The organism is Oligosphaera ethanolica (assembly GCF_030814695.1).
Lineage (GTDB): Bacteria > Verrucomicrobiota > Lentisphaeria > Oligosphaerales > Oligosphaeraceae > Oligosphaera > Oligosphaera ethanolica.
Map to the genome: position 1 here is coordinate 987,842 of NZ_JAUSVL010000001.1, position 25,135 is coordinate 1,012,976.

General features: G+C 61.0%; 18 protein-coding genes. 8 read left to right on the forward strand and 10 right to left on the reverse strand.

The genetic code is table 11. From position 1 onward, the window contains the following. Nucleotides 1-82: 82 nt before the first annotated feature. Nucleotides 83-877: an N-formylglutamate amidohydrolase gene (locus tag J3R75_RS03460; protein ID WP_307259943.1), complete on the reverse strand. Its 795-nt coding sequence runs from the start codon at nucleotides 875-877 to the stop codon at nucleotides 83-85. A 189-nt stretch (nucleotides 878-1,066) separates the two neighbouring features. On the opposite strand from J3R75_RS03460, the gene J3R75_RS03465 reads away from it, so the two are divergent. The 5 genes from J3R75_RS03465 to J3R75_RS03485 all read left to right on the forward strand — a co-directional run bounded on the left by J3R75_RS03465 (nucleotide 1,067) and on the right by J3R75_RS03485 (nucleotide 7,240). Further along, nucleotides 1,067-1,567 carry an RNA polymerase sigma factor gene (locus J3R75_RS03465; RefSeq protein ID WP_307259944.1) on the forward strand — a complete coding sequence of 167 codons (501 nt, stop codon included), beginning with the start codon at nucleotides 1,067-1,069 and terminating at the stop codon, nucleotides 1,565-1,567. Then, nucleotides 1,560-2,228, forward strand: a complete 669-nt coding sequence (locus J3R75_RS03470; RefSeq protein WP_307259945.1) for a hypothetical protein — start codon at nucleotides 1,560-1,562, stop codon at nucleotides 2,226-2,228. The genes J3R75_RS03465 and J3R75_RS03470 overlap by 8 nt, the downstream gene beginning before the upstream one ends. Nucleotides 2,229-2,290: 62 nt before the next feature. Beyond that, nucleotides 2,291-5,443: a hypothetical protein gene (locus J3R75_RS03475; protein WP_307259946.1), complete on the forward strand. Its 3,153-nt coding sequence runs from the start codon at nucleotides 2,291-2,293 to the stop codon at nucleotides 5,441-5,443. A 43-nt stretch (nucleotides 5,444-5,486) separates the two neighbouring features. Next, nucleotides 5,487-6,281: a hypothetical protein gene (locus tag J3R75_RS03480; protein ID WP_307259947.1), complete on the forward strand. Its 795-nt coding sequence runs from the start codon at nucleotides 5,487-5,489 to the stop codon at nucleotides 6,279-6,281. Continuing rightward, entirely contained in the window at nucleotides 6,278-7,240 is a 963-nt protein-coding gene (locus J3R75_RS03485) for a CsgG/HfaB family protein (RefSeq protein WP_307259948.1), read from the forward strand. Before J3R75_RS03480 ends, J3R75_RS03485 begins: the two co-directional genes overlap by 4 nt. Before the next feature lie 534 nt (nucleotides 7,241-7,774). On the opposite strand, the gene J3R75_RS03490 is transcribed toward J3R75_RS03485, so the two are convergent. The 8 genes from J3R75_RS03490 to J3R75_RS03525 form a co-directional block, all read right to left on the reverse strand. Further along, nucleotides 7,775-10,096 (reverse strand): GH39 family glycosyl hydrolase, encoded by a 2,322-nt coding sequence (locus J3R75_RS03490; protein WP_307259949.1) that lies wholly within the window; start codon nucleotides 10,094-10,096, stop codon nucleotides 7,775-7,777. A 51-nt stretch (nucleotides 10,097-10,147) separates the two neighbouring features. Further along, entirely contained in the window at nucleotides 10,148-11,380 is a 1,233-nt protein-coding gene (locus J3R75_RS03495) for an ATP-binding protein (protein ID WP_307259950.1), read from the reverse strand. Nucleotides 11,381-11,872: 492 nt separating this feature from the next. Continuing rightward, entirely contained in the window at nucleotides 11,873-12,625 is a 753-nt protein-coding gene (locus J3R75_RS03500) for a 3-keto-disaccharide hydrolase (protein WP_307259951.1), read from the reverse strand. Nucleotides 12,626-12,694: 69 nt separating this feature from the next. Next, complete coding sequence (locus tag J3R75_RS03505) at nucleotides 12,695-14,767, reverse strand: carbohydrate-binding family 9-like protein (RefSeq protein ID WP_307259952.1); 2,073 nt, start codon at nucleotides 14,765-14,767, stop codon at nucleotides 12,695-12,697. A 3-nt stretch (nucleotides 14,768-14,770) separates the two neighbouring features. Further along, complete coding sequence (gene ilvD / locus J3R75_RS03510) at nucleotides 14,771-16,447, reverse strand: dihydroxy-acid dehydratase (protein WP_307259953.1); 1,677 nt, start codon at nucleotides 16,445-16,447, stop codon at nucleotides 14,771-14,773. 54 nt (nucleotides 16,448-16,501) lie between these two features. Further along, entirely contained in the window at nucleotides 16,502-17,293 is a 792-nt protein-coding gene (locus J3R75_RS03515) for an SDR family NAD(P)-dependent oxidoreductase (protein WP_307259954.1), read from the reverse strand. A 93-nt stretch (nucleotides 17,294-17,386) separates the two neighbouring features. Next, nucleotides 17,387-18,532 (reverse strand): ROK family protein, encoded by a 1,146-nt coding sequence (locus tag J3R75_RS03520; protein WP_307259955.1) that lies wholly within the window; start codon nucleotides 18,530-18,532, stop codon nucleotides 17,387-17,389. A gap of 56 nt (nucleotides 18,533-18,588) precedes the next feature. Next, entirely contained in the window at nucleotides 18,589-19,485 is an 897-nt protein-coding gene (locus J3R75_RS03525; protein WP_307259956.1) for an MBL fold metallo-hydrolase, read from the reverse strand. A gap of 447 nt (nucleotides 19,486-19,932) precedes the next feature. Here J3R75_RS03525 and J3R75_RS03530 point away from each other — a divergent pair, with 447 nt between their 5' ends. Together J3R75_RS03530 and J3R75_RS03535 are read left to right on the forward strand one after the other, a co-directional pair. Continuing rightward, nucleotides 19,933-20,694, forward strand: a complete 762-nt coding sequence (locus J3R75_RS03530; protein ID WP_307259957.1) for a 3-keto-disaccharide hydrolase — start codon at nucleotides 19,933-19,935, stop codon at nucleotides 20,692-20,694. Nucleotides 20,695-20,841: 147 nt separating this feature from the next. Continuing rightward, on the forward strand, nucleotides 20,842-22,152 hold the full coding sequence (locus tag J3R75_RS03535) for an amidohydrolase (RefSeq protein WP_307259958.1): 1,311 nt from the start codon (nucleotides 20,842-20,844) through the stop codon (nucleotides 22,150-22,152). A 238-nt stretch (nucleotides 22,153-22,390) separates the two neighbouring features. Here J3R75_RS03535 and J3R75_RS03540 read toward each other — a convergent pair whose 3' ends face one another. Continuing rightward, the gene (locus tag J3R75_RS03540) at nucleotides 22,391-23,044 is read right to left on the reverse strand and encodes a hypothetical protein (protein ID WP_307259959.1); all 654 of its coding nucleotides are present in this window, start codon (nucleotides 23,042-23,044) and stop codon (nucleotides 22,391-22,393) included. Nucleotides 23,045-23,281: 237 nt separating this feature from the next. On the opposite strand from J3R75_RS03540, the gene J3R75_RS03545 reads away from it, so the two are divergent. Beyond that, a complete protein-coding gene (locus J3R75_RS03545; protein WP_307259960.1) occupies nucleotides 23,282-25,129 on the forward strand; it encodes a hypothetical protein in 1,848 nt (615 codons plus the stop codon). The last annotated feature ends 6 nt before the right edge of the window (nucleotides 25,130-25,135 follow it).

A 25,135-nucleotide genomic window follows, 5' to 3' on the forward strand; every position in this document is an offset into this window, starting at 1 on the left:
GCCGACGTTGCGATTGACACATTGGACTCAGGGGACCGCTTGGAGAACGCCTTGACGCCAGGGACGCCGAAACGCCTTTGGGTCACGCGTCGGCTACCTCCCTCACCCGGAATGCCTGGAGCAGGTCGTTGATGACGCCGTCCAGAGCCTGTTTGAGTGCTGCGTAGCCCGCATGCCGCCGGCCGGTTTTTTCGTCCATGTACAGGTCACGCCGGAGCTCAATCATGACGCCTGATACCGCCACGTTTTTCGTGTAGTAATTACTGGGAATTATCGCACCGGCAAAGGGCCGGTTGACCGCGACAGTGTATTTCCGCTGCTGAAAGGCCGCCAGCAGCAGGTCGCACAGCCAGTCCGGCGTGTGCAAATTGTCCGTCCCGATACAAATATCCGCCCGTTCCGGCCGCTGGTCGTTCTCGTAGAGCAGAGGTGCCTTCGGGAAACTGTGGCAATCGATCACCAGGGCCTTGTGATGGGTCTCAAGAATATCGGCGACGAGCTGGTTCAGACACCGATGATGCAGCCGATAATAGCAATCCAAAAGCCGTTCGCGCTCCCTATCGGCAACGCTACTATGCCGCAACACCGCCCCCAACGAGCTCCGGGTGTAGATAACGCCCATGCCCTTTTTGGCCATCTCTTCCTTCTCGTCGTCTTCAAAACGCTCGGGATCAAGCACCAGGCGACTCACTGGGAAACGCAGCGCCACGCAGTCATCACGACCGCTCGTAAACAAGTCGTCGGTAAACCAGTCCGTAATCTGCAACAGCTCTTGCTGGAGCGCTTCGTCGCTCAGCACGATGTTATTTCGCTCTTCCGGCGGTATAATGCTGGATGCATGGGGAATATGCAGAACAGCCAAGGCGTTATTCATCATGTCAGCACAGCTCCATATCCATAGTCTTGTTGCTGCCAGCCCGCAATCCGCAATGGCACCGCACGGGCAAAATTGGCAAAGTGTATGCACTCACGAATATACTTGTCCCGGAATAATAAGAAATAGCTTCATCGGGCGTCTTATAGTCGAGATTCATTCCGGCCATCATGAAGACTATCACGGCAGGCCATGATGTTTTTTCCCGATCACCACGCCGAAGAACAATTTGACATGCTGATCCGCAGCCGCCTGTCTCTCTTCCGCGGTCTGGCGCGGCGCATTCTCACCAACGCCGCCGACGTGGACGACGCCGTCCAGACTGCCCTCAGCAAAGCTTGGCTGCGCCGCCGCTCGTTTCGCGACGACGCCGCCCTCGCCAGCTGGGTCGCCCGCATCGTCATCAATCAGAGCTACGACATCCTGCGCCAGCAGCAACGCGAACAACGAAAACTCACCGCCTTCGCCAACGATCACAGCGTCGGCACTCAGGAGACCGACGACGATCTCCAGCGCCTCGACCGCGCCATTGCCAAACTGCCTGAGCTCTATCGCCAAACTGTGCACATCGCCATACTCGGCGACATCGACACCGCCAGCGCCGCCGACCTACTCGGCTGTTCAGCAAACACCCTCTATCAGCGCATCCACAAAGCCAAAGAACTCCTGCGAAAGAGCATGAGCCATGAATGACCAACAACTCGAACAACTTCTCGAACGCCGGAAAGGGCCACCAGATCATACCGGCGACTACAGCCCAGACGACGCCTTCATCGCCGCCTTCCACCACGCCGCCCAACGGCGACAGCGCCAACGCACAGCGGTCCGCCTGGCCGCCATCGCGGCCTGCATCTCGCTACTTCTCGGCGGCCTGTGCTGGCGCAACCGACACCTCAGCGCCCCGAGCGACGCCTCGCCGGAAGACCTCTCTGCCGCAGCCGCCCCGGTTGGCCTGGACTACCTCGCCGAGACCCAGCGACAGTTCGGTGCCGGCATCGGCGCACTTTTCGTCAACAACAACCTCGTACTCTTTGAGCGCCAGGAGATGCTATCGCGCGCCTACCGCATCCGCATCCAGATACTCAGCCCGTCATCCCACCTGCTGGCCACCCTGGAATTCATCGCCGGGCGCAATGACTTCATCACCTTGGATGCCACGCAGATTACCGGCACCATCTTCATCTCGCCGTGTAACGAGCACGGCGCCATTGTCGAGCTCGCGCTGCGCGTCCAGGGCCAGCAACGGCAGGCAATCGTCATTGACGACATCTTCGCCCTTGACTCCCGCCAGAAGAACGCCGCCCAATCCAACGATGTCATCATCAAGGTGGATTTCACCCCCGAAATGTCCTGAAGCCCCGCCCTATCCCGGCAGCCCCTATTTCCAAATCACCACCCTAAGCGACCAGGTCCACCATGCGCACACTGCTTCTGTTCATGATCGCAGCCCTCCTTCTGCACAATCAGCTCCATGGCGCCAACGCCCTCACCTTGGCCTTGCTGGGCGAGCCGCCTGCGCTGCTCGACCTCATCAGCGTCGAATTAACCCGCGACGACAGCTTCGCCCTGCTCGCCCGCGCGGAAATTGACCAGATCCTTCGCGAACACCAGCTCACAGCCAGCGACAGCAGCCAGCTCGCCCGACTTTTCCCCCACGCCGACATCATCGCCGTCTTCACCGCCGCCTGGAATCAAAAGTCCGGCCGCATCGTCGTCATCAACGCCAAAAATGGCTTCCGACTGGCCGATCAGTCCTGGGCGTATGACGCCCCCGCCGCGCAGATCAACAGCCTCGCCCAAATCATCCGCGACGGCGCCAGCAAAGCCCGCAAGCCCGGCTCCCAGCTCATCGCCATAAACCAATATCGCCTGGTCAGCATCGACTGGCAGCAGCACGACGCCATCAAAACCTGGTTCAATCAGTTCGAAACCGCCCTGACCCGACATCCCGACATCCAGCTGCTGGAACGCGAACGCCTGGACGCCGTCGGCGAAGAACGCCAACTCAGCGCCGCCCAGTTTGCCCTGACGCCCTCCGCACGCATCCTCAGGCTCGAATTCGAGCCCGGCGACAAAAGCACGCACGTCCATCTCACCCTCTACTGCCACGACCTCCAAGGCCGCGAAATCACCCGCCTGCGCCAGCTTGACATCCTCGCGCTGACACCCGATGCCACCGCGCAATTCGTCAGCAAACTCGCTGACACTCTCGCGGCACAAGCACCCACTGGTGCTGTCACTGCCGCTGCCGCACGGGAAGCGGCCGAATTCTATGCGGCGTACCAGCAAAATCTGGACCGCAATGACGCATTGAAGTACATCCAGGCCGCCGTCGCGCTCAATCCACACCATGAAGAATACCGCCACGCCGAGATCGTCGCCATGGCAAATATCAGGTCCTATAGATCGCGCCAAGACCAGCTGGATAAAACCAGACAGACCTACGCGCGGATCCAGCGCTTCCAAAACGACTTTCCTCACTCGCAGCGGCCGTTCTTCCCAGTGGAAGCCAGACGCAAATGGCATCTCTTCGCGTTTGGTCTTGAAGAGTCTATGGAAAGCTACAGACATCGTGGCCAAATGGACCTCGCGGCTGATTGCGAAAGGGTCCTCCAGCAATATGGAGCCTTCTTTGCGGAAATCCGCCCGGCCGTCCACGCCGATATCCGGCGCCAGCCCCAGTACCAGTTCGACCTCAGCGACGGCCTGGGCAGTAGCAGCGAAATCAAACACGTGATCACATTCCTGCGCGAAGCCTTTTTTGCCTCCCCCCTCTATACCGATCACGATCAACGCATCAGCGATTTCTTTGCGGTCTATCTGGAAATTCTGCACGCGCTGGAACGGAGCTATCGCCTGGACCCCACCAAGCCCACGCCCACACCTAAGGCCTTTATGCCCTGGGATAAGCTTCTCCAAGATTCCACCGTTCGTAATGCCACCAGGAGCTTCCTCAACCAGGACCAAACGCTCATTGCCTTCCTCGAAGAGTGCAGCCTGCCCGACGGCAAAGCCCTGGCCCTCGACTGGCGCACGGTGCAAATCCTACTCAACACGCAACACCAGCCTAAAAATATCAAAAAAAACTATCACGACTATTTTGCCGCGTTGGCCGCCCTGTCCCCCGGATGCTTCGCCGATCTCACGAAATGGCAAAACCGGCTCATCGAAGCACCTTTCAGCATCATTAACGAAGAGTGCTTCGCGGTACCGCCCAATTTTGCCTATACCTGCCTGCACGAATACCTCGGCAACAGCACCCTGGACGTGCTTATCCTGCTCGAGAACGCCGCACGTGGCAACGGCCACGACGACCTGCTCCCGCCGCTGCTTGTCGCCATGGACGCTATCCACGCCCTCAACTACCGCTATCTGACCGAATACAAGGTCGCCAATCTCTTCCGCGATCTGGCCTTCGTCATCTGGGAAAAGACTCCTGCCGAGAGTCGACGCACCATTGAGCAATTCCGCCCCAGCCCCCGCCAAGACCAGCTGCTGCGCGCCGTCAACGCCCAGGTCGTTTTCGACTACGGCGGTTTTCATGACGCCATGGCCGCCCCCAAGCCCATGGTCTGCAAAAATGCCTGCCAGGACAGCGACGGCGTCATCCTTCTCCTGGGGCAGGCCAACGGCCAGCAAGGCCAAGGCGCCATGGTGGCCCGCATCGCTGCCGACGGCCGTTTCTCCAAGCTCATCGATATCGAAGAGTTTGCCCGCAAAACCCACCTTTACTTCGGTGACGACGACACGAGCTTTATCCACCTGCTCTGCGATTCCCAGTTCATTCTGGTCGCCAGTAACAATGGCCTGGGGGTATTCAACCGGCAATCCGGCGCGCTGCTCAGCACCTTCCACATACCCTTGCAGCCGAACAATACCTGCCTCGCTCTCGTGGGCGACCGCCTCTTTGTGCAGACCACAAACGCCCTGCACGCCATGAATCTGCAAGGCGAAGAACGTCGGCTCTACTTCAGTCAGGAGCGCCTCGAACCCCAACACGACCTCGACCGCGGCGGCCTCGCCAGCGACCTCGTCACCTGTGCCAACGGCGAGCTCTTTTTCCTGGTCTCGCACGAGGTCCCCAAACAACGCTATGCCAAACAGGAAATATGGCAACTGAAAACGGCGGACGACAGCCCGCAACTTTTTCTGGCGTTGCCCCCCAAACGCTGCTACGCGCTTGCACCCGGCAACCAAGCCCCGCTGGTCCTCGCCCTCGACCGCCAAAGCAATGTCATCTACCAGCTTGACCACGCGACCCGCACGTTGCAGCCGCTGGCCGAAGCCCCCAAAAAAGGCAAATACAGTTCGCCACGCCACATGCGCAACACCTTTTCCGATGTCAATATCCCGTATCCCTACCCCTATGTCCTCCACGAACATTTCCTCTGGGCCGGCGGCCACTACCCCGCCTGCATCAATCTCGCCGCACCTGAACAGTCGCCCCTGATCTGGTTGCCGCGGACGACTTGGGCATTCCCCCTGCGCAACGATGTCCTCTTCCTCAGACGTGACATGTGGTTCCGACTCCGCCTACGAGATAACGCCAGCCCAAAACCCCAGCCATGAGCCACCTGCGCCGCAGCGCGCCACTCCACGGAGGGCATTCACCATGATCCACCACGCCCAGCCATCACTACAGCGGCATCAGCTGCTGTTCCTGCTCGCCGTCGTCACCGCCGCGCTGTGCTGCCCAGACAACGCCACGGCCCAAGAACGGGAACCGGCAACAGCCAGCACCAAGTCGATCATCAATCTCTGGTCAGGCTGCGAGCAGCCCCTCCTCGTGCCCGCCGACGCGGCCTGGGCCGTCATCAGCGACCACGGCCGCAAACTCTTCAGCGGCAAAACTGACGGCGAACAGCCCGTCATCACCCTGCCGGCATTGCCGCCAGACACCCGTGAAACAGCCGTGCTGACCGTCAACGGCCAGGTCCATGCCAAGCTGATTTTCTGGCCGCCGCAACTGCTTGACCAATGCCAAGCCGTCTTTGCCGACGCCCCCGGCCACGTCGCCACCGCCCTCAAACAACTCGGCATCCGTGATGCACCCGACCGCGACGAATCCGCCAGCTCCCCTGCGGCCAAGCCCCCGGCACGCATCCAGGGTTCCCTCCCATTCACGCCAAGCCCCGGCCTCACCCTGGTCTTCCCCGACCGCTGGTCTTTCCCCTGCGCCATTGCCGACGACTGGCGGGATATCACCCTCCACCACGCTAAGAAACCCGGCACGCTCAGCGTCATATATGACAAACACAGCCGCAGCATTGATGCCAATGGCGCCCTCAGCTACGTCGTCCTCAAAAAACACCGTAGCCAATGCGTCATCTTCAGCCCGGATTTTTCACTCACTGATATCGACAACGCCCTGCTCGTCAAAGCATTCCTTGAGGAGAAACAACCATGATGAAAAAACACCACGACAGCACCACCGCCCGCATCCTCGCCCTCGTCATCGTCCTGGCCACCTTTGGCGTCGCCACGACCCGCGGCCAGGATGCCGCCACCGCCCCGGCCGCCGCCTCGAACTTCGTGCCCGTCGTCGCTGTCCTGCCCTTTGATGGCCGCGGCCGCCAGGCCGAATTGGAGAAAACCGGCAAGTCCGTCGCCGATCTGGTCTTCGTCAAGCTCCTCGAAGATAACGTCAATCTCGTCGAACGCGCCGATCTGGACAAGGCCCTCGACGAATTGCATCTGTCCGCCGTCGGTCTGGTCAGCCCCGACTCGCAACTGCAGCTCGGACGCCTTGTCGGTGCCAAAATCCTCATTACGGGCTCACTCTTCGAAGCCGGCGGCAAAAAATACGCCGTGGCCAAAATCATCGGCACCGAAACCACCCGCGTCCTCGGCTGCAGCGCCAGCGGCCATGGCGAATACACCGACCTGGCGCCCGAACTGGCCGCCAAAATCGCCGCCGTCCTCCACAAAGACGCCGAAAAACTCCTCCCGCGCAAAACCACGGTCTTCGCCGCCGCCGACCGCCTTGCCGACGTCAAAGGCCGCCAGCGCCAGGTCTTCCTCAGCGTCACCGAGGACATCGCCATGCCCATACCCGACCCCGCCGCCGAAATCGAACTCAAAAAGCTGCTCATCGCCCTCGATTTCACCATCACCAGCAACCGCGCCGAGGCCGACTTCGCCATCATCTGCGAAGCCATCGCCAGCAACGCCGGCAGCTACCACAAATTCAGCAGCGCCGCCGCGCGCGTCGAGCTCTCGGTCTACCAGGCCAAGGACAACCAGCTCCTCGCCACCGGCGCCACCAAGGAAACCGTCGCCGGCGCGTCATACGTCGTCGCCGCCAAAGACGCCATCGGTCAGGCCACCCTGCGCCTCGCCGCCGATCTCCTCAAATGCCTGAAATGAGTGCCGGCGGGAGACACCGGTGGGAGGTAATCGGTCAGTGATTGATATTTGTTGTCCCCGCGGCCTTTTGATCGCCCTGTCGCAAACCTTCATCCTGTTGGCATTAGAGCGCTGAAAGCGCGATCTATAATAGCCCAGGGCAAGCGACGCCGAAGGCGGAGCGTCGCCCTGGGTAGAGCGACATTATGGTTCGTGTTCCTCGGCCTCTTTTGCTCCAGTCGGCGAAGCTGACTGGAGCAAAAGAGGCAATGGAACGATGTAATGTCTTTCCTTTCCAGTGCCTTAGCGCTCTGCGCGGCGATTTTTAGGTCGCCCCTACAGGGCTGACCAATGACCCGGCGGGAGACGCCGTCCAGCCCTGGGACCGCCGCCGTCCCGGCAACAAAAAACTCTGCGCTGGGAGCTCCACGCGGGAAACAGCGTCGCCCGGGATAAGTATGATCACCCGCAGCACAGCATGCGTTCCTGCTCAGGGGTGCTTGCCGAACGCTGCTGGCGCGGCAGGGTGTCGCCGGTACCGGCAGCGTTTGGGGTTCAGCGCACGGGCACCAAGGCGATGGCGTCGATCCAGAGCGCCCAGTGTTGATCGCTTTCGCGCGGCGCGGTGAGCCGCAGATGAAAAACGCGTTGTCCCTTGGTCAGGTGAACCGTCCCCAGAGTGGCCATGCCCTCAGGGGCACCGTCAACATCGCCCACGATGTCCCCAAACATATCCAGTGCTTGTTCCCCAACTTGGGTTCTGGGTCCGTCGTCGAAACTCCAGTAGAACGGCGACAGCGACGTGGGCTTCTTGATGATTCTGGACAGGTTGTTGCCGGAAAACAGCACCCGGTAGTCGCCATCGGCCGGAACATCGATTTTCAGGTCAACGCCGTAGCCCTTTTCACCGGGTGGGTTCTTTTGCCAGATATTGAGATATTTGCCGCCGGAATACTCCGGGTTCTGCGATGCCCCGAAGGCCTCGCGGTCATAATCACCGTCTTCCGCCTCCACGACGATCAGCGAGCTTTGCCCGACCCGGTCAATGGCCACGATGTCCCGGCAGCCGCGTATAAACACGCAGTCCGGCGCGGCAAAAAGCATGCCGCGGTTCTCTTTGAAGATTGAGGCCGACAGCGAAAAGGGCAGTTCGCCTTCGCTACCGGCAAAGGGCGTTTCCCGCCCGAAGGAGTCGATGCCGACCAGGTCCTGGTCCGGCGCTGGCACGGCCTTGATCCGGACGCGGTCAATGCTCTGGCTATCCAGAAACCGTGCGGGGCCTTCGCCGCGATGGGCGACGACCACGGCAAGGTCCGCGCCGGCACCCGCGCCAGCGCCGAAGAAATAGACCTTGAAGCCCGGTAATTCCTTGCTGCTACAAAACGTTCTCGCCGCCAGCAAATGTGCCCCGACAGCGTAGGTGACGGCAGTCGGATTCGGCTTCCAGTCCATTGTCATGAGCGGACGATAGGTGTTGTTGGAGGGAGCGTGTAAATGGATGTATTTGTGGCTGCGGATGCCCCGGGCGAGGTTGTTGAGCGGCACCAACGTCGATTCCTCGGTATTTTCAATGGGCAGGGCCAAGCCGTATTTTTCCTGCAGGGCCTGGTACTCCGCGACCCGATCCTTCCGGTCGGTGTAGTGGACGCTCAGGATGTCCAGGTACTTGCCTATACCAGCCTTGAAAAACGGTTCGCAGAGCGCGACACTGGAGGTAAAGCCGGGGCCGGCAATCTTGGCGTTCGGATTACCGCGGCGGAGCGCCGCGCTGGTATGCTCCAGCAGCTCGACGAATTCTTCCGCCGTCCCAACCCAGAAATGACCGCCACCGGCCACTTCATTCCAGACCTCCCAGACCTGTATATCGTCTTTGAACTCACGGGCGATCTGTTCGACCATTTGGTCCCAAAGCCGGTAATCCGCCGGCTTGACCCGGCAGAAAAGCGGACCGCCATCGCCTTTGGCGTCGTTTGCGTCGGGTTTGCTTGACAGAATTCGCGGGGTCTGGACGATTTCCCCGAGGATGTTTATCCCCTGCTTCCGGAATTCATCAACCTGCCGTCGGACCTGTGAGAGGTCCAGAACGACCTGGCCGTCCTTGACCGAGATCGTATACATGTGCAGCCAGAAGTTCAACCTGGTCCAGGACGCTCCCAACAGGCGCATGCTGGCGGCAATCTGCGCAGGGCGGTCCTGCTGGTCCAGGTGCGACGGGTAGCCTCGATACACCCCGTACATGATCCCCCATAGGGAATCGAGCGTAGCTGGCTGGGGCGGATAGACCACGGCGGCAGTCGTTGTCTCGTTCGCGGTCAGGTCGCCGCATGTTGCCGTCAGGGTCAATTGATAGTGGCCGCGGTTGGGGAAAGACAAGGGCAGCGGGGCTTCGACGGTCCCATCGCCGTCCCGGGCGATCACCACGGAGCCAGCAGCCGTCCACGGCCCGCAGGTTTCGCGTGCCGCGTAGTTCAGTTGCACCGGGCCGGAACCACCCACGATCCGGGCACTGATCTGAACTGCTTCGTTGTCGGCAAAAAGCAGCGCCGGTCGGTCACCGGCCCGAGCCGAAACGGCTAAATCCGCCGCAACGGCAGTGGCACCGGCAAGCTGCATCAGGAGGGCGACCGCGACCAGACACATCATCGACCTACGCCCGGCGAACCACGAGAAACGGCCTTTGCTCAGCATCATCAACCACCTTTGTTTTGTTGTCCCTGCCCCGCCCGCGCAACCCGGCATGTCCTTAACGACGGCCTGGCGGTGCGTTGCAAGAACGAGCACCCAATACACAACATAGCGACCTGACAACCATTGTATTGCATCACACGCTCGCAAATCCTGGCCACGCCACGCCCAACTCGCCATGACGCCGTGCACCCACGACCTGGCATGGAATCGAGCGTAAGCACTCGGATCTTCACCCTATTTTCAATACCTATCGCTTTCTTGATCAACCGCGGGATTGAGAAGAAAATCCAATAGCGAAACAACCTCTATGCCCTGAACACGGTCACCATATACCGGCGCGAGCGATATCACCGTCTTGGGATAATTGTCGGGGATGGCCAGCAATGAACGGGTTTCCCGTGCCCGCGTCACCGGATCATCCATGGCTGTGGTCACCTGATAATAATGGGGCTCAGACGATTTTATGGCAACGAAGTCGACCTCATAACGGTCAATCTCGCCGCTGCACACCCTGTCATGGCGACGGCACAATTCTGTATAAACGAGATTTTCGATCAGTTGGGCGATGTCCCCAGCCCGAAATCCCACCCGCGCATGCCGCAGGCCCACGTCGCTCGCATAAAACTTGTTGTTGATCTCAAGGTACTTCTTACCCTTGATATCGTAGCGGGGCACTTTGCTGAACAACTGCGCGTCTTCCAACGCACGCAGGTAATTGATGACCGATTGCACGTTGGTCTTAAGCTGCTGACTTTTCAAATAGGCGCTGATACGCGACGCCGTCAGGGGATTCGCAATGTTGTCATAGGCAAAGTTGCAGATCGCATCCAGCAAGGCCGCGTTGCGAATGTTCTGCCGCCGCACAATGTCCTTTAGGACAATCGAATCATGGATGCCGTTCAAGAACAACAAAGCCGTGTCGTCACTCAGCGTATCCAGTATCCGCAAGCCCGGCATGCCGCCATAACGAAGGTAGAGCTGAAAAAGCTGCTCCGGCGTCGATACTTCCGGATAAAAATCCCTGAATTCACGCAGAGAAAGGGGATAGAGCACTATTTCAACGTAGCGACCGGTCAGTTTCGAGGCAAGTTCACCGGAAAACAGGGTCGAATTCGACCCCGTTATAGTCACGTCATAGCGATCTGGCTGACCAGACCAGGACGCTACCGCCCGCTCCCATTCACTGATGTCCTGGACCTCGTCGATCAAAACATGAATCTTGCCGGAAACATGGGCGGAGCGTGCAATGACATGGTCATTCAAGGCGCGGTAATCACGTATGAAATCATACTCCAACGATTCCATATCCACGTAGACAATGGCATCCGGGGCTACACCCTCGGTGCTCAACAGCTCCATGATCTGCCGGACAAAGACGCTCTTCCCCACGCGACGCATGCCGGTGATCGCTTTTACCACCGGCTTTCCAAGAAATGGTCGGATTTTTTCCAGGTAATGCTCTCTAATGATCATACCGCATCACCCTTCACTAATGACATCGACACAGCCTCGCACTGACAGGACATTCAACTACGTTTGAAATTATAGCTTAGTCAACGGTTTATTCAAATACAATTGAAATTCTTGCCCATTCACCAGGTAATCGGTCACCCATTGGTAGAGATCATCCGAGAAGTCCCGAAACGACTTTTGCCTGTCAAGACAACCTTCGCCCGGCGTTCTTTTGACCACATATTTGGTATGCCTTTCGAAAAACAACGTTGAAAAGTTCCGCACATACTATCGTCTGTTGACGCTCAGCGCATTGCGGCTGTCGCTTCGCGACAGCCGCAATGCGCTGAGCCGAAAATGGATAGGTGGGGGAGCGCGAGGGGGAGGAAAGGAGCAATGGGCCACAGACCTGCGCCGCAGGCGCAGGGATAGTCGGATAGCCGCGCAGCGGCGGCCCGAGCGAAGCGAAGGGTATTTTCCTCCCCCTCGCAAAAACCAACTATACCAACGTCCTCACAGGTGCAGTGGGCGGCACCAGATATTGCGGAAGCGGACGCGGTCGTTGTGGTCCTGCAGTTCCAGTGCGCCGACAGCGGGATGCGGCTGCGCGTAGGTGGCCAGCTTCTTGAATTGGGTCGGCCCCAGCATGGGCTGCATATGATGGAGGAGAATGCCGTCCATGAACAGAGTCAGATAGGCGGGCGCCAGCAGCTTGTCGCCAGCGAAACGCGGCGCGATCCAAATGATGTCGTAGGCGCTCCACTGGCCACGGCGGGGCGCGGCGTTGACCAGGGGCGGCTGCTGGCCGTACACGGCGCCGGGAATGCCATCAGCGTAAACCGGATAATTCCAGTTGTCGATGATCTGAATTTCGTAGAGCCGCATCATGAAGATGCCGCTGTTGCCGTGGTCAATCTGCTCCTGCCCGGCCGCCAGGATCGGTAGCTGATATTCGACATGGACCTGGCAGTCGCCGAATTCGCTGCGGGTGTGGATATTGCCGGCCTTGGGCACACTCTCGATATAGCCGTCGGCGACCTTCCAGCTGTGCGGTTGGCCGTCCTTGCCGACCCACTCGTCGCTGTTCTTGCCATCAAAAAGCACCAGCGCATCGGACGGCGGCAGGCCGGACTGCTCCTGCGTCGGGAAACGACCGGCGGTCACCACCGGCGGCAGGGGCCGCTGGCCGTCATGCACGCGCCACGGCGTACCGGGAAGCATCGGGGTGTCGGGATAACCAGGATGGGTCTTGATTTCGTCTGCCATGATCTTGTCCTCTGCTGTTTGTATAACCGAAACAATACCAGGCGCGACGCCATGCCACGCGCCGGCGCCTCACACAAAACGAACAATGCCGAAATCCTGCGGGCGGTGCATATTCCGCTCCAGCAGCTGCGACCAGGTCAGCCAATGCGGATGGGAACAGCCCGATGCGCACTTGTTGAAATTAGCCCGCCATTGCGTGCCGGCCAGGGGCCGCAGGGGCCGCCCCAGCGCTTTTTCGAAAAAAGCGATGGGAATGCGCACCAGCACATGCCAAGTCACCGGCGTGGTGATCTCCGGCGATACGCGCCGCGGCAGGGAATGGACAATCTCAATGCCGCTGAGCTCGTCCTCGCGGAAAACCCGGTGGTCCTTGAAACCGCCGGGCACCAGCGTGCAGTCGCGAATGTGCGCCACGTGCAAATTACCACCGCAGTTGAACTCGAAATTGATGTAGCCCAAACCCGGCAACGGCTCCGCAAAAAATTCCACGCAGCTATCGCGGAAGACCATCTGGCCAAATTCGGTAGACAGGCATTGCACATAGCGGTCCGTCACCTCGTAATTGAGGTACAGCCAGTCGTCGTCGTAAAACAGCCGACAACTCGCCAGGGGGAAATGCGGCGGATAGAAGTCCGTCCTGGCGACACGGTCAATGCGCAACGACGCGGCGCGCTGCCAGACCGGCGCGAGAAAGTCGTCGCCCGGCTGCTGCCCCTCGGGAAGCGCCGGCACGTCGACCACGGCCGCGTGGTCGAGCTGGTACGGCGCCCGCGCCCGTTCCTTGCTCAGCGCGTCCGCCACGGCGGCCGTCGCCAGCATGACTGGTCCGTAGGCGCCCAGCCCGGCGAGTTCCTGCGCCGCGCGCTCAAGATCGGCGATCTTCCGCAGGGGCGTGAAGCCGCGCTGCAGAATTTCCGCCATGCGCCCGTACACGTCATCTGGCGTGCGCAGTGGCGTCGGCAGCGCCCGTGGCAGCCGCGCCTGGCTGCTGCGCGCCGCGTAGGCCGCAGCCGACGCACCGGCAATGCGGCCGAAGACGAAGACTTCCAGGCCGGCGTTGCCACCAACGCGATCCGCGCCGTGCAAGCCGCCCATGGCTTCGCCGGCGGCGAAGAGCCCCGGCACAGCCGTCGCGCAGTCCGGCGTGACGCGGATGCCGCCGAGGGTCGTATGCGCGGCGGGGACGACTTCCTGCCCCAACTCGGCCAGACTCGGCGCAAAACGCCGGTACTTGGCGTGGTAGGCCGGGTACTTGCGGGCGAAAGCCGCCTCGTCCACCTGCGTGTAGTCGAAGCGGATACCGCCATGGGCGCAGGCATTGCCGGCCTCGATCTCGCGCATGATGATGCGCGCCAGGTCGCTCTTGCGGGGCAAGGGGCCGGCCGCCGGCAATATCGACTCGCCCTGGCAGTTCAGCAGGCGCGCGCCCTCATTGAGCACGGCCGTCAGCACCGAAAAACCCCGTAGGGCCTCGGGATAGACCGTCACCGTCGGCTCAAACTGCACAAAACCCAAGTCGATGAGCTCCGCGCCAGCGTCCTGCGCCAAACAGAGACAATCGCCGCACAGCGTTTTGCTCCAAGTGCTGAACTGCCAAAGACCGGCAAAACCGCCGCCGGCGAGCACCACGGCCTTCGCGGCGATGGCCTCGCCAGCGTCCGTCAGGACGCCGGCAATGCGACCGTCCGCCAGCAGCAACTTGCTCACTCGCAGGGGCGTGACCGCCGTCGCCAAGAGCTCCATGGCCTGCCGGCCCGTCGTGGTCGCCTGATGCACCACCCGGGGATGGCTCGACCCCAGTGCGTTGACCATGTCGTAGCTGCCGTCCGCACAGCGGTCAAAGACCAGTCCCATGCGTTCCAGCCGCCGCAGTTCCGGCAGAGACCGGTCGGCCAACACCCGCGCCAGCGCGGCGGCGCTGTAACCGCCGCCCGCCCGCAGAATGTCGAAATAAAGCATATCCGGGCTGTCCGGGGGATTGACCGGGGCCGAAAAGCCCATGACTTCCGTGGAGGCGCAGCCGCCGGCGTCGACCACCAACACCCGCATTCCCGGCTGCTTCTCGCGAATCTCGGCGGCGGCATTGAGGCCAGCGAGACCCGCGCCGACGACGAGCACGTCACAACTCTGCGGTTTGTCCATGGTTTACAGCTCCCATACCGCGCCGTTGGCCAGCGACCCGGCGCATTTGCTGAAGAGGCGCAGGAAGGGCGGGTAGTCGCCGCCGGGGAATTGCCAGTTCCATTCGCCTTTGCGGCGGGCCATTTCGTCCTCGCCCACCAGCAAGTCCAGGCGGCGTTCGTCCAAATTGATGTCGATCATATCGCCGTTTTTGACTAGCGCGAGCGGCCCGCAGAGGCCCGCTTCGGGTGAAATATAGCCGATGCTCAGGCCGCTGGAGCCACCGGAGAAGCGGCCGTCGGTGACAATCGCCACGTCCTTGTCCAGCCCCCGGCCCTTGAGTTCCTTCTGGAAGACATAGGCCGTCGTCCCGAACGCGGCTTTGGGGCCGAGATAGCGCACCACGGCGACATCGCCCTTTTGGACTTCGCCGGCATCCAGGCCGGCCATGGCCGCTTCCAGGCTGTCGAAGGTCCGCGCCGGCCCGCGGAAATGCCGCATCTTCTCATCGCAGGCGCCGACTTTGATGATGCTGCCGTCCGGCGCCAGACTACCGTAGAGCACATAAAGCGCGCCCTCGCTGGACACGGGATGATCCAACGGTCGGATGACCTCGCTGTCAAAAATCGTCGCGTCGGCGTAATTTTCCGCGATAGTCTTGCCGGTCACCGTGAGCTCGCCGCTGTCCAAGAGGGGCAGCAGGCGTTTCATCACCGCTCGCGACCCGCCCGCGCGATCGACGTCCTGCAAATGCCAAGGGCCGCTGGGCGATGCGCCGACAATCTGCGGCACCGTCCGCGACGCCAGATCGAACTCCGCCCACCATTTGCCGCGAAGACCGGCCTCGGAGGCCACGGCCGGAATGTGCATGAAGAGATTGGTCGACCCCGCCATGGCCATAGTCACGCGGATGGCGTTCTTGACGGCGCCAGGGGTAATGACCTTGCGGGCCGTAATGCCCTTTTCCAACAGGGTCATGATCTGCCGGCCGGCTTGGTAGGCGCATTGCAGCAGCTCCGAGCTCGTCGCCGCCAGGCAGCCATTGCCGGGCAAGGACAGCCCCAGCGCCTCGGCCACCAGACACATGCTGTTCGCAGTCGTCATCACGCCGCAGGCGCCGCAGGGGCCGTACATACCGGCGACTTCGCGGTCGGCCTTGCTACGCTCGTACTCGCCATTCATGACCTTGCCAACGTTGTCAGTCAGGTCGATGTAGTTCACACTGCGGCCGTCCAGGAAGGGCATGGGCATGTAGCCGCCCGTGACCATGATCGTCGGGATATTCAGCCGCGCCGCGCCCATGAGATGGCCCGGCACGATCGAATCGCAAGTCGAGAGCATCACCATCGCGTCAAACATATTGCTCTCCACAATCAGCTCGACTTCGTCGCAAATGTGGTTGCGGCTCGGCAACTCGATGTAGCGCGGATTCTTGAGGACCATGCCGTCGCAGATCGCCGACGTCATGACCTCGAAGGGCAGGCCGCCGCACTCGCGAATGCCCTGCTTCACCCGCTCACTCAAAGCCCGCAGATGCACATGGCCCGGATTGTACTCGTTCCAGGAATTGACCACCGCCACCAGCGGCCGCTCAAATTCGTCCTCGCTATAGCCCATGCCGCGCACCAGGCCCCGCCGACATTCCTTGCCGACGCCGTACTTGCCCATGCTTCGGCAGTGTTTTGCAAATCGTTCGTCCATGCTTGTCCTCCTGACCGCTATCCGGCGGCCGCTGTCAGCGATTTCAGGCTGCAATCACTCAATCATGTGGTCAATGGCGCCGTCAATGGACTGCCCGCCGTCGATCACGAAAGTCTGGCCGGTGATGAAACGCGATTTTTCGTCGTCGGCCAAAAAGAGCATCATCGGCGTGATGTCCGACGTCTGGCCCAGAAATCCCAGCGGAATCTTACGCAGATAGGACTTCATGTCCTCTTCTGTATAGCGATTGGAGAGCTTGGTGAGGATGAAGCCCGGCGCGATGCAGTTGACATTGATCCCGTGCTTGGCCACTTCCACGCCGAGCGCCTTGGTGAACATGTTCAGGCCCGCCTTCGCCGGCGAATACGGCAGCATCTTGCGTCGCACCCAAGTGATCTGGCTGTGAATGGAACTGACGTTAATGACCTTCCCGCGCGCCTTGCGCTCAATCATGTCCCGCACCGCGATCCGCGAACAGTAGGCCGCCGCATTGAGATTCAGGTCAATCTGGTTGTTCCAGTACGACACCGGCATGTCGATAAAGCCGCCATCGGGAATCTTCAGCGCGCCACCCGCGTTGTTGATCAGCACGTCAATACGCCCAAAACGAGCAATGAAGGCCCGGACCATCCGCTCGCAGGCGTCGGGATCACTGACGTCGGCACCGAAAATATCCACGTCCGCACCCAATTCGCGCACCTGCGCCGCCGTCTTTTCCGCGCCTTCGGGGTCCTTGTTATAGTTGACGCCGATAGCACAGCCCTCGCGCGCAAAAGCCAACGCCGTCGCCGCGCCAATGCCATGCGACGACCCCGTAATCAACACTGTCTTGCCTGTGACTGCCATCGTTATGCTCCTTCACCTTGCTGCCTGCCGTTGGAAAACACACCTTTTATATCGCTTGTCGCCTGCAAAAAATCATTCACGCGCACCCGGTGCCTACGCCAGCTCCCAGTGTTCATAGCCCAAGCGCATCGCGCCCAACGCCGACTGGTATGCGCCCAGGCTGGTGATGCCGATGTAGCAGTTGCGGCGTTCACGCGGGAGTATCCCCTTGAGTTCCGCAATCGTCCGCTGATACACATAGCCATCGGCGCGACTCTGCCGCCCGGAAAAAATCAGCGCGTCAGGCGCATAGAGCTGGATCATCGCGGCGACGCCGACGGCGTTGTACGCGGCAGCGGTGTCCAGCACGGCCCGGGCGTCGGCATCGCCGGCGGCGGCGGCGCGGTCCAGCTCGGCGGCGCCGTGCAATTCCAGCCGTTGCGGGAAGCGCTCCCGCGCAATGCCCACCAAGTAATCACCGCCGGAGTACGCCTCCAGGCAGCCCTTGAAACCACAGCTGCAGATGTGGTCATTGCCGGGGATGAGAATATGCCCGATGTAGCCCACCGGCCGCTTGGGATGGCTGTACAGCAGCACGTGATTGGCCACAATCCCCGAACCAATGCCCACCCCCAGACCAATATTCACCAGATTGCCATAGCCCGCGCAGATCCCGAACTGGTACTCGGCCCACACCGCCGCGACCTGCGTGCTCATCGCAAATACCGGCACCCCCAACCGCGACGCCAGCGCGCTCACCGGCAAATTCGCCCCAAAAGCCATACCGAAGTTGCCCCCGGATACAATCACGCCATGCTCGGAATCGACGTTACCCGACACCGACAGCCCCAAGGTCCGCACCCGCTCGCACGCCACACCGCTGGCCGCCAAGGCGGCATTGTAAACGCCCGTCAGCCACGCATAAAATGGCTCGGGATCGGTGTAGCGCGGCGTGGGCACTTCCTGCTGGAACAACGGCTCGAGATTCAAATCGGCAAACAGCACTCGCGTATGCTCTGCACCCACATCCATGCCCGCAAAACAGGCCGCCCAGCCTTCGACGCCCAGTGGCACAATCGGCCGACCCGGCCGCGATGCCCGCTCTTTGCGGGAATTGAGATAGCCCCCAGCCAGCAGGCTGTCAACAGTCTTACACAGGGTCCCCCAGGACAAGCCCGTCTGCTGACACAGGTCCTTCTTGAAGGCCTGGTTCTTCTTCGCCCGCACGGCGTCCAGCACAATGATGTGATTGGCTAACATGGCAACTCGCTGTACGAATTACTTTTTGACAGGTACAACCGTCCAACGCGCAACACCTAACACGCCGGCATGACGCCCATCGCCCGCAGATGCTCACGCACGGTGTACATGGTCAGAAACAAATACTCCGGCTGCCGACCGTCGCAGGACGCAATCAGCCGCCGCGACAACTCGGGCAGGTCGCGTACGCCCTCGCTATACCACGACGCAACTCGCCGGCCGTTCGCCGCCACGATCGCCAGGTTGGCTGCCAAAAAATCCCGCACCTTGGCCGCGCCCTCAATCACCGGCTCGTCCCAGGGCAGATAGGCGTGGCCCATCACGACCCGCTCAATCTTCTCAGCCTGCAGCCGCTCAATGCTGCGCACGTAGCCCGGCAGGTCCATGTACAACGCGCTGCCCTGCAATATGGTGCCGTTGCCCTGGAGGGAATCCCCCGTCAACAGGGTGCCGCTGGCCTCGTCCAAATAACACACGGTGTCGCTGTCATGACCCGGACTATGCAGCAGCCGCAAGCCGTCCAGGCTCTCGCCGTCCTGCATCACCACGTCGGCGTCTATCCCACGCAACACCGGCGGCGGCGCCGGACTGTGCGCCGGAAAAGCCGCCCGAATCAGCTTGCTGTAACGCAGGGGATCGCGAAGCTTCGCCACCGAACCCGCATACGACACGCAACGTCGCAAACCAAGCTCGCGCAAGCGATAATTGCCACCAACATGATCGCCATGCGTGTGCGTGTTCAACAACGCCGTCACGTCGCCAACACCCAAACCCAACGCGCCTAGCGCCGGCACCAAACAGTCGTCAACACCCGCCGCACTCGCACCGCTGTCAAGCACATACACGCGATCAGACCGCCGAACCAAATAAACACCACTCCAAGTGCCCGAAAACGGCGCCCGCAATAAATAAAGGCCAGATCCGACCTCCTCAAAATAAACACCAGTAGCCATCCGAAATACTCCTCTGCGCTGAGACCGGCCGGCATTATATCACATCCGATACAAAACAGGGTTACTGTACACGCCGAGAGGATTTTGCCAATGGCCCGGCGAGAAAAATAAGCGCGGTTGTGGACAGTGTGGACAGTGTGGACAGTGTGGACAGTGTGGACAGTGTGGACAGTGTGGACAGCGTGGACTGTGTGGACTGTTTTTCCCAGGTCCACCGTGTCCACCGTGTCCACCGGGTCCACCGGGTCCACCGGGTCCACCGTGTCCACCGTGTCCACCGGGTCCACCGGGTCCACCGTGTCCACCTCCCCGCATTTTACCTCGTAGACCTTATTCTCTTCGTTGCACTTCTTGGTGCGTGCTTTATACTAAACGGTATTTCACGCGGTCCGGCGACATGCGTTGGTCCGCGTACTTTCCTCGGCATAGTGCAAAAAGGACATCACGATGGCAGACGCAGTTAAAAAGAGTCTTGGTTATAGTGACACCCCGATTATTCCCGGCAGCTGCTGGCATGTGCATGACGGCGATCGCCCGCAGCCGCGCGTGGTAAACCCGGGCAGCTTCAGCACCCAGGAAGCTGCTGGCGCACCACCGTCGGACGCCGTGGTGCTCTTTGATGGCAAATGCCTCTGCAACTGGCTGAGCAAGGACAACCAGGACGCGCCATGGAAGGTCGAAAATGGCTACATGGAAGTCGTCCCCAAAAGCGGCAACATCCACACCCGCATGGAATTTGGCGACTGCCAGCTGCACTTGGAATTTGCGACGCCGTCCGTGGTCGTCGGCGATGGCCAGGGCCGTGGCAACAGCGGCGTTTTCTTCATGCGCAAGTACGAGATTCAGGTGCTGGACTGCTTTGAAAATCCGACCTATCCGGACGGCACCACCGGCGCCATCTACGGCCAATACCCGCCACTGGCCAATGTCTGCCGCAAGCCCGGCGAATGGAACATGTACGACTTCGTGTGGATCGCGCCGCGCTTCGCCGGCTCGCAGCTGGTTTCCCCGGCATACATCACCGTCTTCCTCAACGGCGTGCTGCTGCACCACATGAAGCCCCTGCAGGGCCCGACGCAGCATCGCAAACTGGCCGAGTACGTCCCGCAAAACAGCATCGGCGCCCTGGAACTCCAGGACCACAACAACCCCACCCGCTTCCGCAATATCTGGTTCCGCAGCCTAAACACCTACGACCAGCTCGGCTGATCGCCAACAGCAGCCGTTACAGCCGGGACTGACGGCGGCAAACACAAGTCCCGATACGGCATCACCGATCAGCGCGGGCCCCGGCATCATACACCGGGGCCCGCATTGTTTCCGTACCCGTCCACCAACCCTGAGGAACACGAGCCCATGCGCAGCAAGGAATCGCTCAAGAAACAGGTTCTCAAAGCCATTGACGACCAAGCCGACGCCATTGTCGCCATTGGCGACAGCGTCTGGAAAAATCCGGAAAGCGGCTACCGCGAAGTCAAAACCGGCAAGCTCGCCGTCAAGACGCTGCGCGGCCTCGGCCTGGCGACTCGCGATGGTCTCGCCCTCACTGGCGCCCGCGCCGATCTGGACAGCGGCCGCCCCGGCCCCGTCCTGGCCCTGCTGGGCGAAATGGACGCGCTCGTCATCCCCAGCCACCCGGAAGCCGACCCGGTCACCGGCGCCGCCCACGCCTGCGGCCACAACACCCACATCGCCGGCATGCTCGGTGCCGCCATGGGGCTGGTCAAGGCTGACGCCGCCAATGACCTCGCCGGCAAAATCGCTTTCATCACCGCGCCCGCCGAAGAATGCATCGAACTCGATTACCGCACAAAACTCATCGCCGACGGCAAGATTGAGTTCCTCGGCGGCAAACAGCAGCTCATCGCCGAAGGCGTGTTTGACGACGTCGATCTCGCCGCCATGATTCACGTCGGCTGCTACAACCTGCCGCAATTCAACGGCTTTGTCATGAAGGACATCACCTTCCACGGCAAGGCCTGCCACGCCGCCAGCCCCGGCAACGGCGTCAACGCCATGCACGCCGCCACCCTCGCCATCAACGCCATCGGGCTCCTCCGCGAAACCTTCAGCGGCGACGCCACCATCCGCGTCCACGGCATTATCACCGACGGCGGCAAAGCCGCCAATATCATCCCCGACACCGTCCGCCTCGAATACCAGGTCCGCACCAACGATCTCAAAAAGCTCAACGAGCTCAGCGACCGCGTCGACTGGGCCCTGCGCGGAGCGGCCATCGCCCTCGGCGCCAAAGTCGAAATCAACACCCTGCCCGGCTATCTGCCCATGATCGAATCGCCCGCTATGACCAAGCTCTACCACGACGCCATCAAACGCCACGCGCCGGAGGCCATCCTGCCCACCCCGCAGTTCAGCGGCGGCTCCAGCGATATGGGCGACGTCTCCCAGATCGTCCCGGCCATTCACGGCGGCGTCCCCGGCTGCAGCGGCACCGGCCACGGCATCGACTACAAAATCAGCGACCCCGTCAACGCCTGCGTCGGCGCCGCCAAAATCCTCGCCATGATGGCCATCGATATGCTCTACGGTAAAGCCACCGCCGCCAAGGACATCATGAAGGAAAAAGATACCAAGATGAGCATCAACGACTACCTCGCCCGCCTCCGCTCGTTCGCCGCCCACAATACCTACGGCCGCGATAACTGACCAAAAACGCCAGCGAGCAAAACCTCATGATTTTCGGCCTTTTCTCCTTACACTTTCCCTGGGCGATACCCTTTTTTCTTTTCTCATGAAGCGCATGGCCCCGGTTTCGCCGCTGCAGCGGCGAAACCGGGGCCATGCATTGAAATGGGATAGAAAGGGGGAGCGCGAGGGGGAAGGGAAGGGGCAATGCCCCTTCCCTTCCCCCTCGCAAAAACCTCTTTCTCACCCCATTGTATCCTCAGGCGCCGCGTTCGGCGGCGAGGAGTGCTTGTAGTTGTTCGGGCGTGGCGGGTGTTTTCGGGTAGTCCTTGATGGCCTCACAGGCGGCATCGAAGGCTTCGGGATTGCGCGCGCGCGCCTTGGCCTGGAGGAACGACAGCTCGGCCTGATTGATATCCAGCGCCGGCGCTCCTTTTGCCTTGGCGGCAAGTTGGGCCAGATAAGCCTCGCTGGCGCCAGCCGCCACGCGCCGGCCGCCGGCATCCAGACGCATGACCATAAGCAACGCCTTGTCGCGCTCCAGAATGAGATCGATATTGCCCGGCTCTTTCGCAGCGGCATCATTCAGCAGCACCACCCGTTCGCGATATTTCGCGACATACTCTTCCGACGGCCCGCCAAAACCGCCAGGGCCACCCATGCCAGGACCGCCAGGGCCACCCATGCCAGGACCGCCAGGGCCACCCATGCCAGGGCCACCCATGCCGGGTCCGCCAGGGCCGCCAGGGCCAGCCCCACCGGCCGACGGCGGGACTTCTTCCAGCGCACAGGTGCTTCCGCAATTGGCCATGTAGGTCTTGAACTGTGGAATCAACGCCACCACCAGCGCAATAATGGCAACCAGCAATGCGATGGACGCGGCATTCTTTTCAATTCCTTGTGATGCGCTCATTCCGGCCTCCTTGAGGTTGTCTGCTATGATAACATGGCACTCGTCCGCGCCAGTATGGCGCATCCGCAGGCATAAATCGCTTAACGCCCACAAACCGGCTTTATTATACACCCGCAAGCACCCAAAGCCGCAAACACCGCTGATCCCCCCCTCCCCTTGCGGCGTGGACAATCCCGCTGCAGCCATTATCTTTTGGGGCATTTTCCCACCCCAACGCATTCCCAGCCAGGAGTCACCATGTCCCTACCCATTACTGACCTGCCTGTATTCGCCTACCGCCCGCCCTACGGCAAACACCTGTTCGACGACATGCCGGCGCTTGCCGCTGCGCGCGACGCCGGCATTGACATCGTCTGCTTGTCGCCCATGAACACCGCCAATTCCTTGGGCGATCCCTACTCCCCCTACCCGACTATCTGGAAATGGTTCGACACCTACGACTTTGCCGTGCTCGAACAGCAGATCAACGACATCCTCGCCGTCAATCCCCGGGCGCGTTTCATCACCGTCGTCGACCTCAATTCACCCCACTGGTTGGCCCGTCGTCTCTCACTCGACTCCTTCTACGAAGTCAGCAACTGTTCCCTCTCCAAAGAGTGGAAGAACGCCACCACCGACTACCTCAAGGCCTTTCTGGACTACTGCGAAAAACACCACGCCGAACGCATGCTCGGTTATGTCATCGCCTGCGGCCGCACCCTCGAGTGGATCGAAAACTACAACTGCGCCGCCGGTACGCTCAAAACCGCCTTCTATCCCCAGTGGTGCCAGCAGCAGCAACTCGACCTGCTGCCCATCCCCCGCACTGACGAAATCAAAAAGCCCGCCCACGGCTGGATCTACGACCCTGCCAGCGAAAAACACATCTCACAGTGGCTCTACTACGTGAATTACCTCACAGCAGACCTCGCCATCCATTTCATCCGCTGCGCGCGAGAACACGTCCGCCCCGAAGCGCGCATCGGTCTCTTCTACGGCCACATCCATCACGTCCACCCGTCCGGCCAAATGGACTGCGAACGGGTAATCAAAGCCGCTCCGCCGGACTTCTTCATCGGCGCGGCCTGCAACAGCAATCCTGCCATGGGTTCTTCCAGCGGTTACATCTGTACCCTCAAGATGTGCCAGCGCTACGGCATCGGCTTCATGCATGAATGCGACCGCATCACCAGCACCGGCAATCTCCAGATCAACGAACACATCGCCCTCAGCGGCGGCATCTGGGTCAAAACCGAAAATAGCACCGAAGACTGCGCCATGATCCGACGCGAAACCGCGCTATGCATCATCAACCGCTTCTCCATCTGGTGGTTCAACATCTGGGGCCACGCCTACGACAGCGACGCCGCCAAAGCCGCGCTCAAGAATGCCGGCCAAGTCTGGAACCGCTACATGCCCCAATCCACCGGCTCCACTGCGCAGACCCTGCTGGTCTTCGACCCCGAAAACAACTACCACATCAACGCCAGCACACCGAATCTCCAGCATCTGTCATGGAAATTCCGCCAGGAGCTCTACACCTACGGCGTGCCCTTTGACACCGCCGCCTGGACCGACCTGGCCGACATGGACCTCAGCCAGTACCGCCTCATTCTCTTCCAAAACCCCGCCTGCCTCGACGACCAGCGCCTCGCCTTCCTACGCAACAAGGTGCTCCGCGATGGCCGCGTCGTCGTCTGGCTCTGCCCGCCCGGAACCATCTTCAACGGCCAGTACCGACCCGATATGGCCGAGGCCATCAGCGGCAATGCCAGCAGCAGCGACAAATGCGCCATCAGCACCCTCGCCGACGCCGTGTCCGTGTCCTGCTATGACAGCCGCACCCTCGGCTGCGACCAGTTCCGCGAGCTCGCTGCCATGGCCAAGGTCCATCTCTACGCCGACAAGAACAATGCCGTCATGGCATCCCGCGAATTCCTCATGGTCCATCGCAAAGACCCCGGCCAGGCCCGCATCACTCTGCCAGTCGCCGCCAATACCATCACCGAAGTCTTCACCGGCCGCCACATCGCCACCAACTCTGCAGTCTTCACCGATACTTTCTCTGGCCCCGACACCCGCCTCTACCACCTCGCGCAAGACTGACGACAT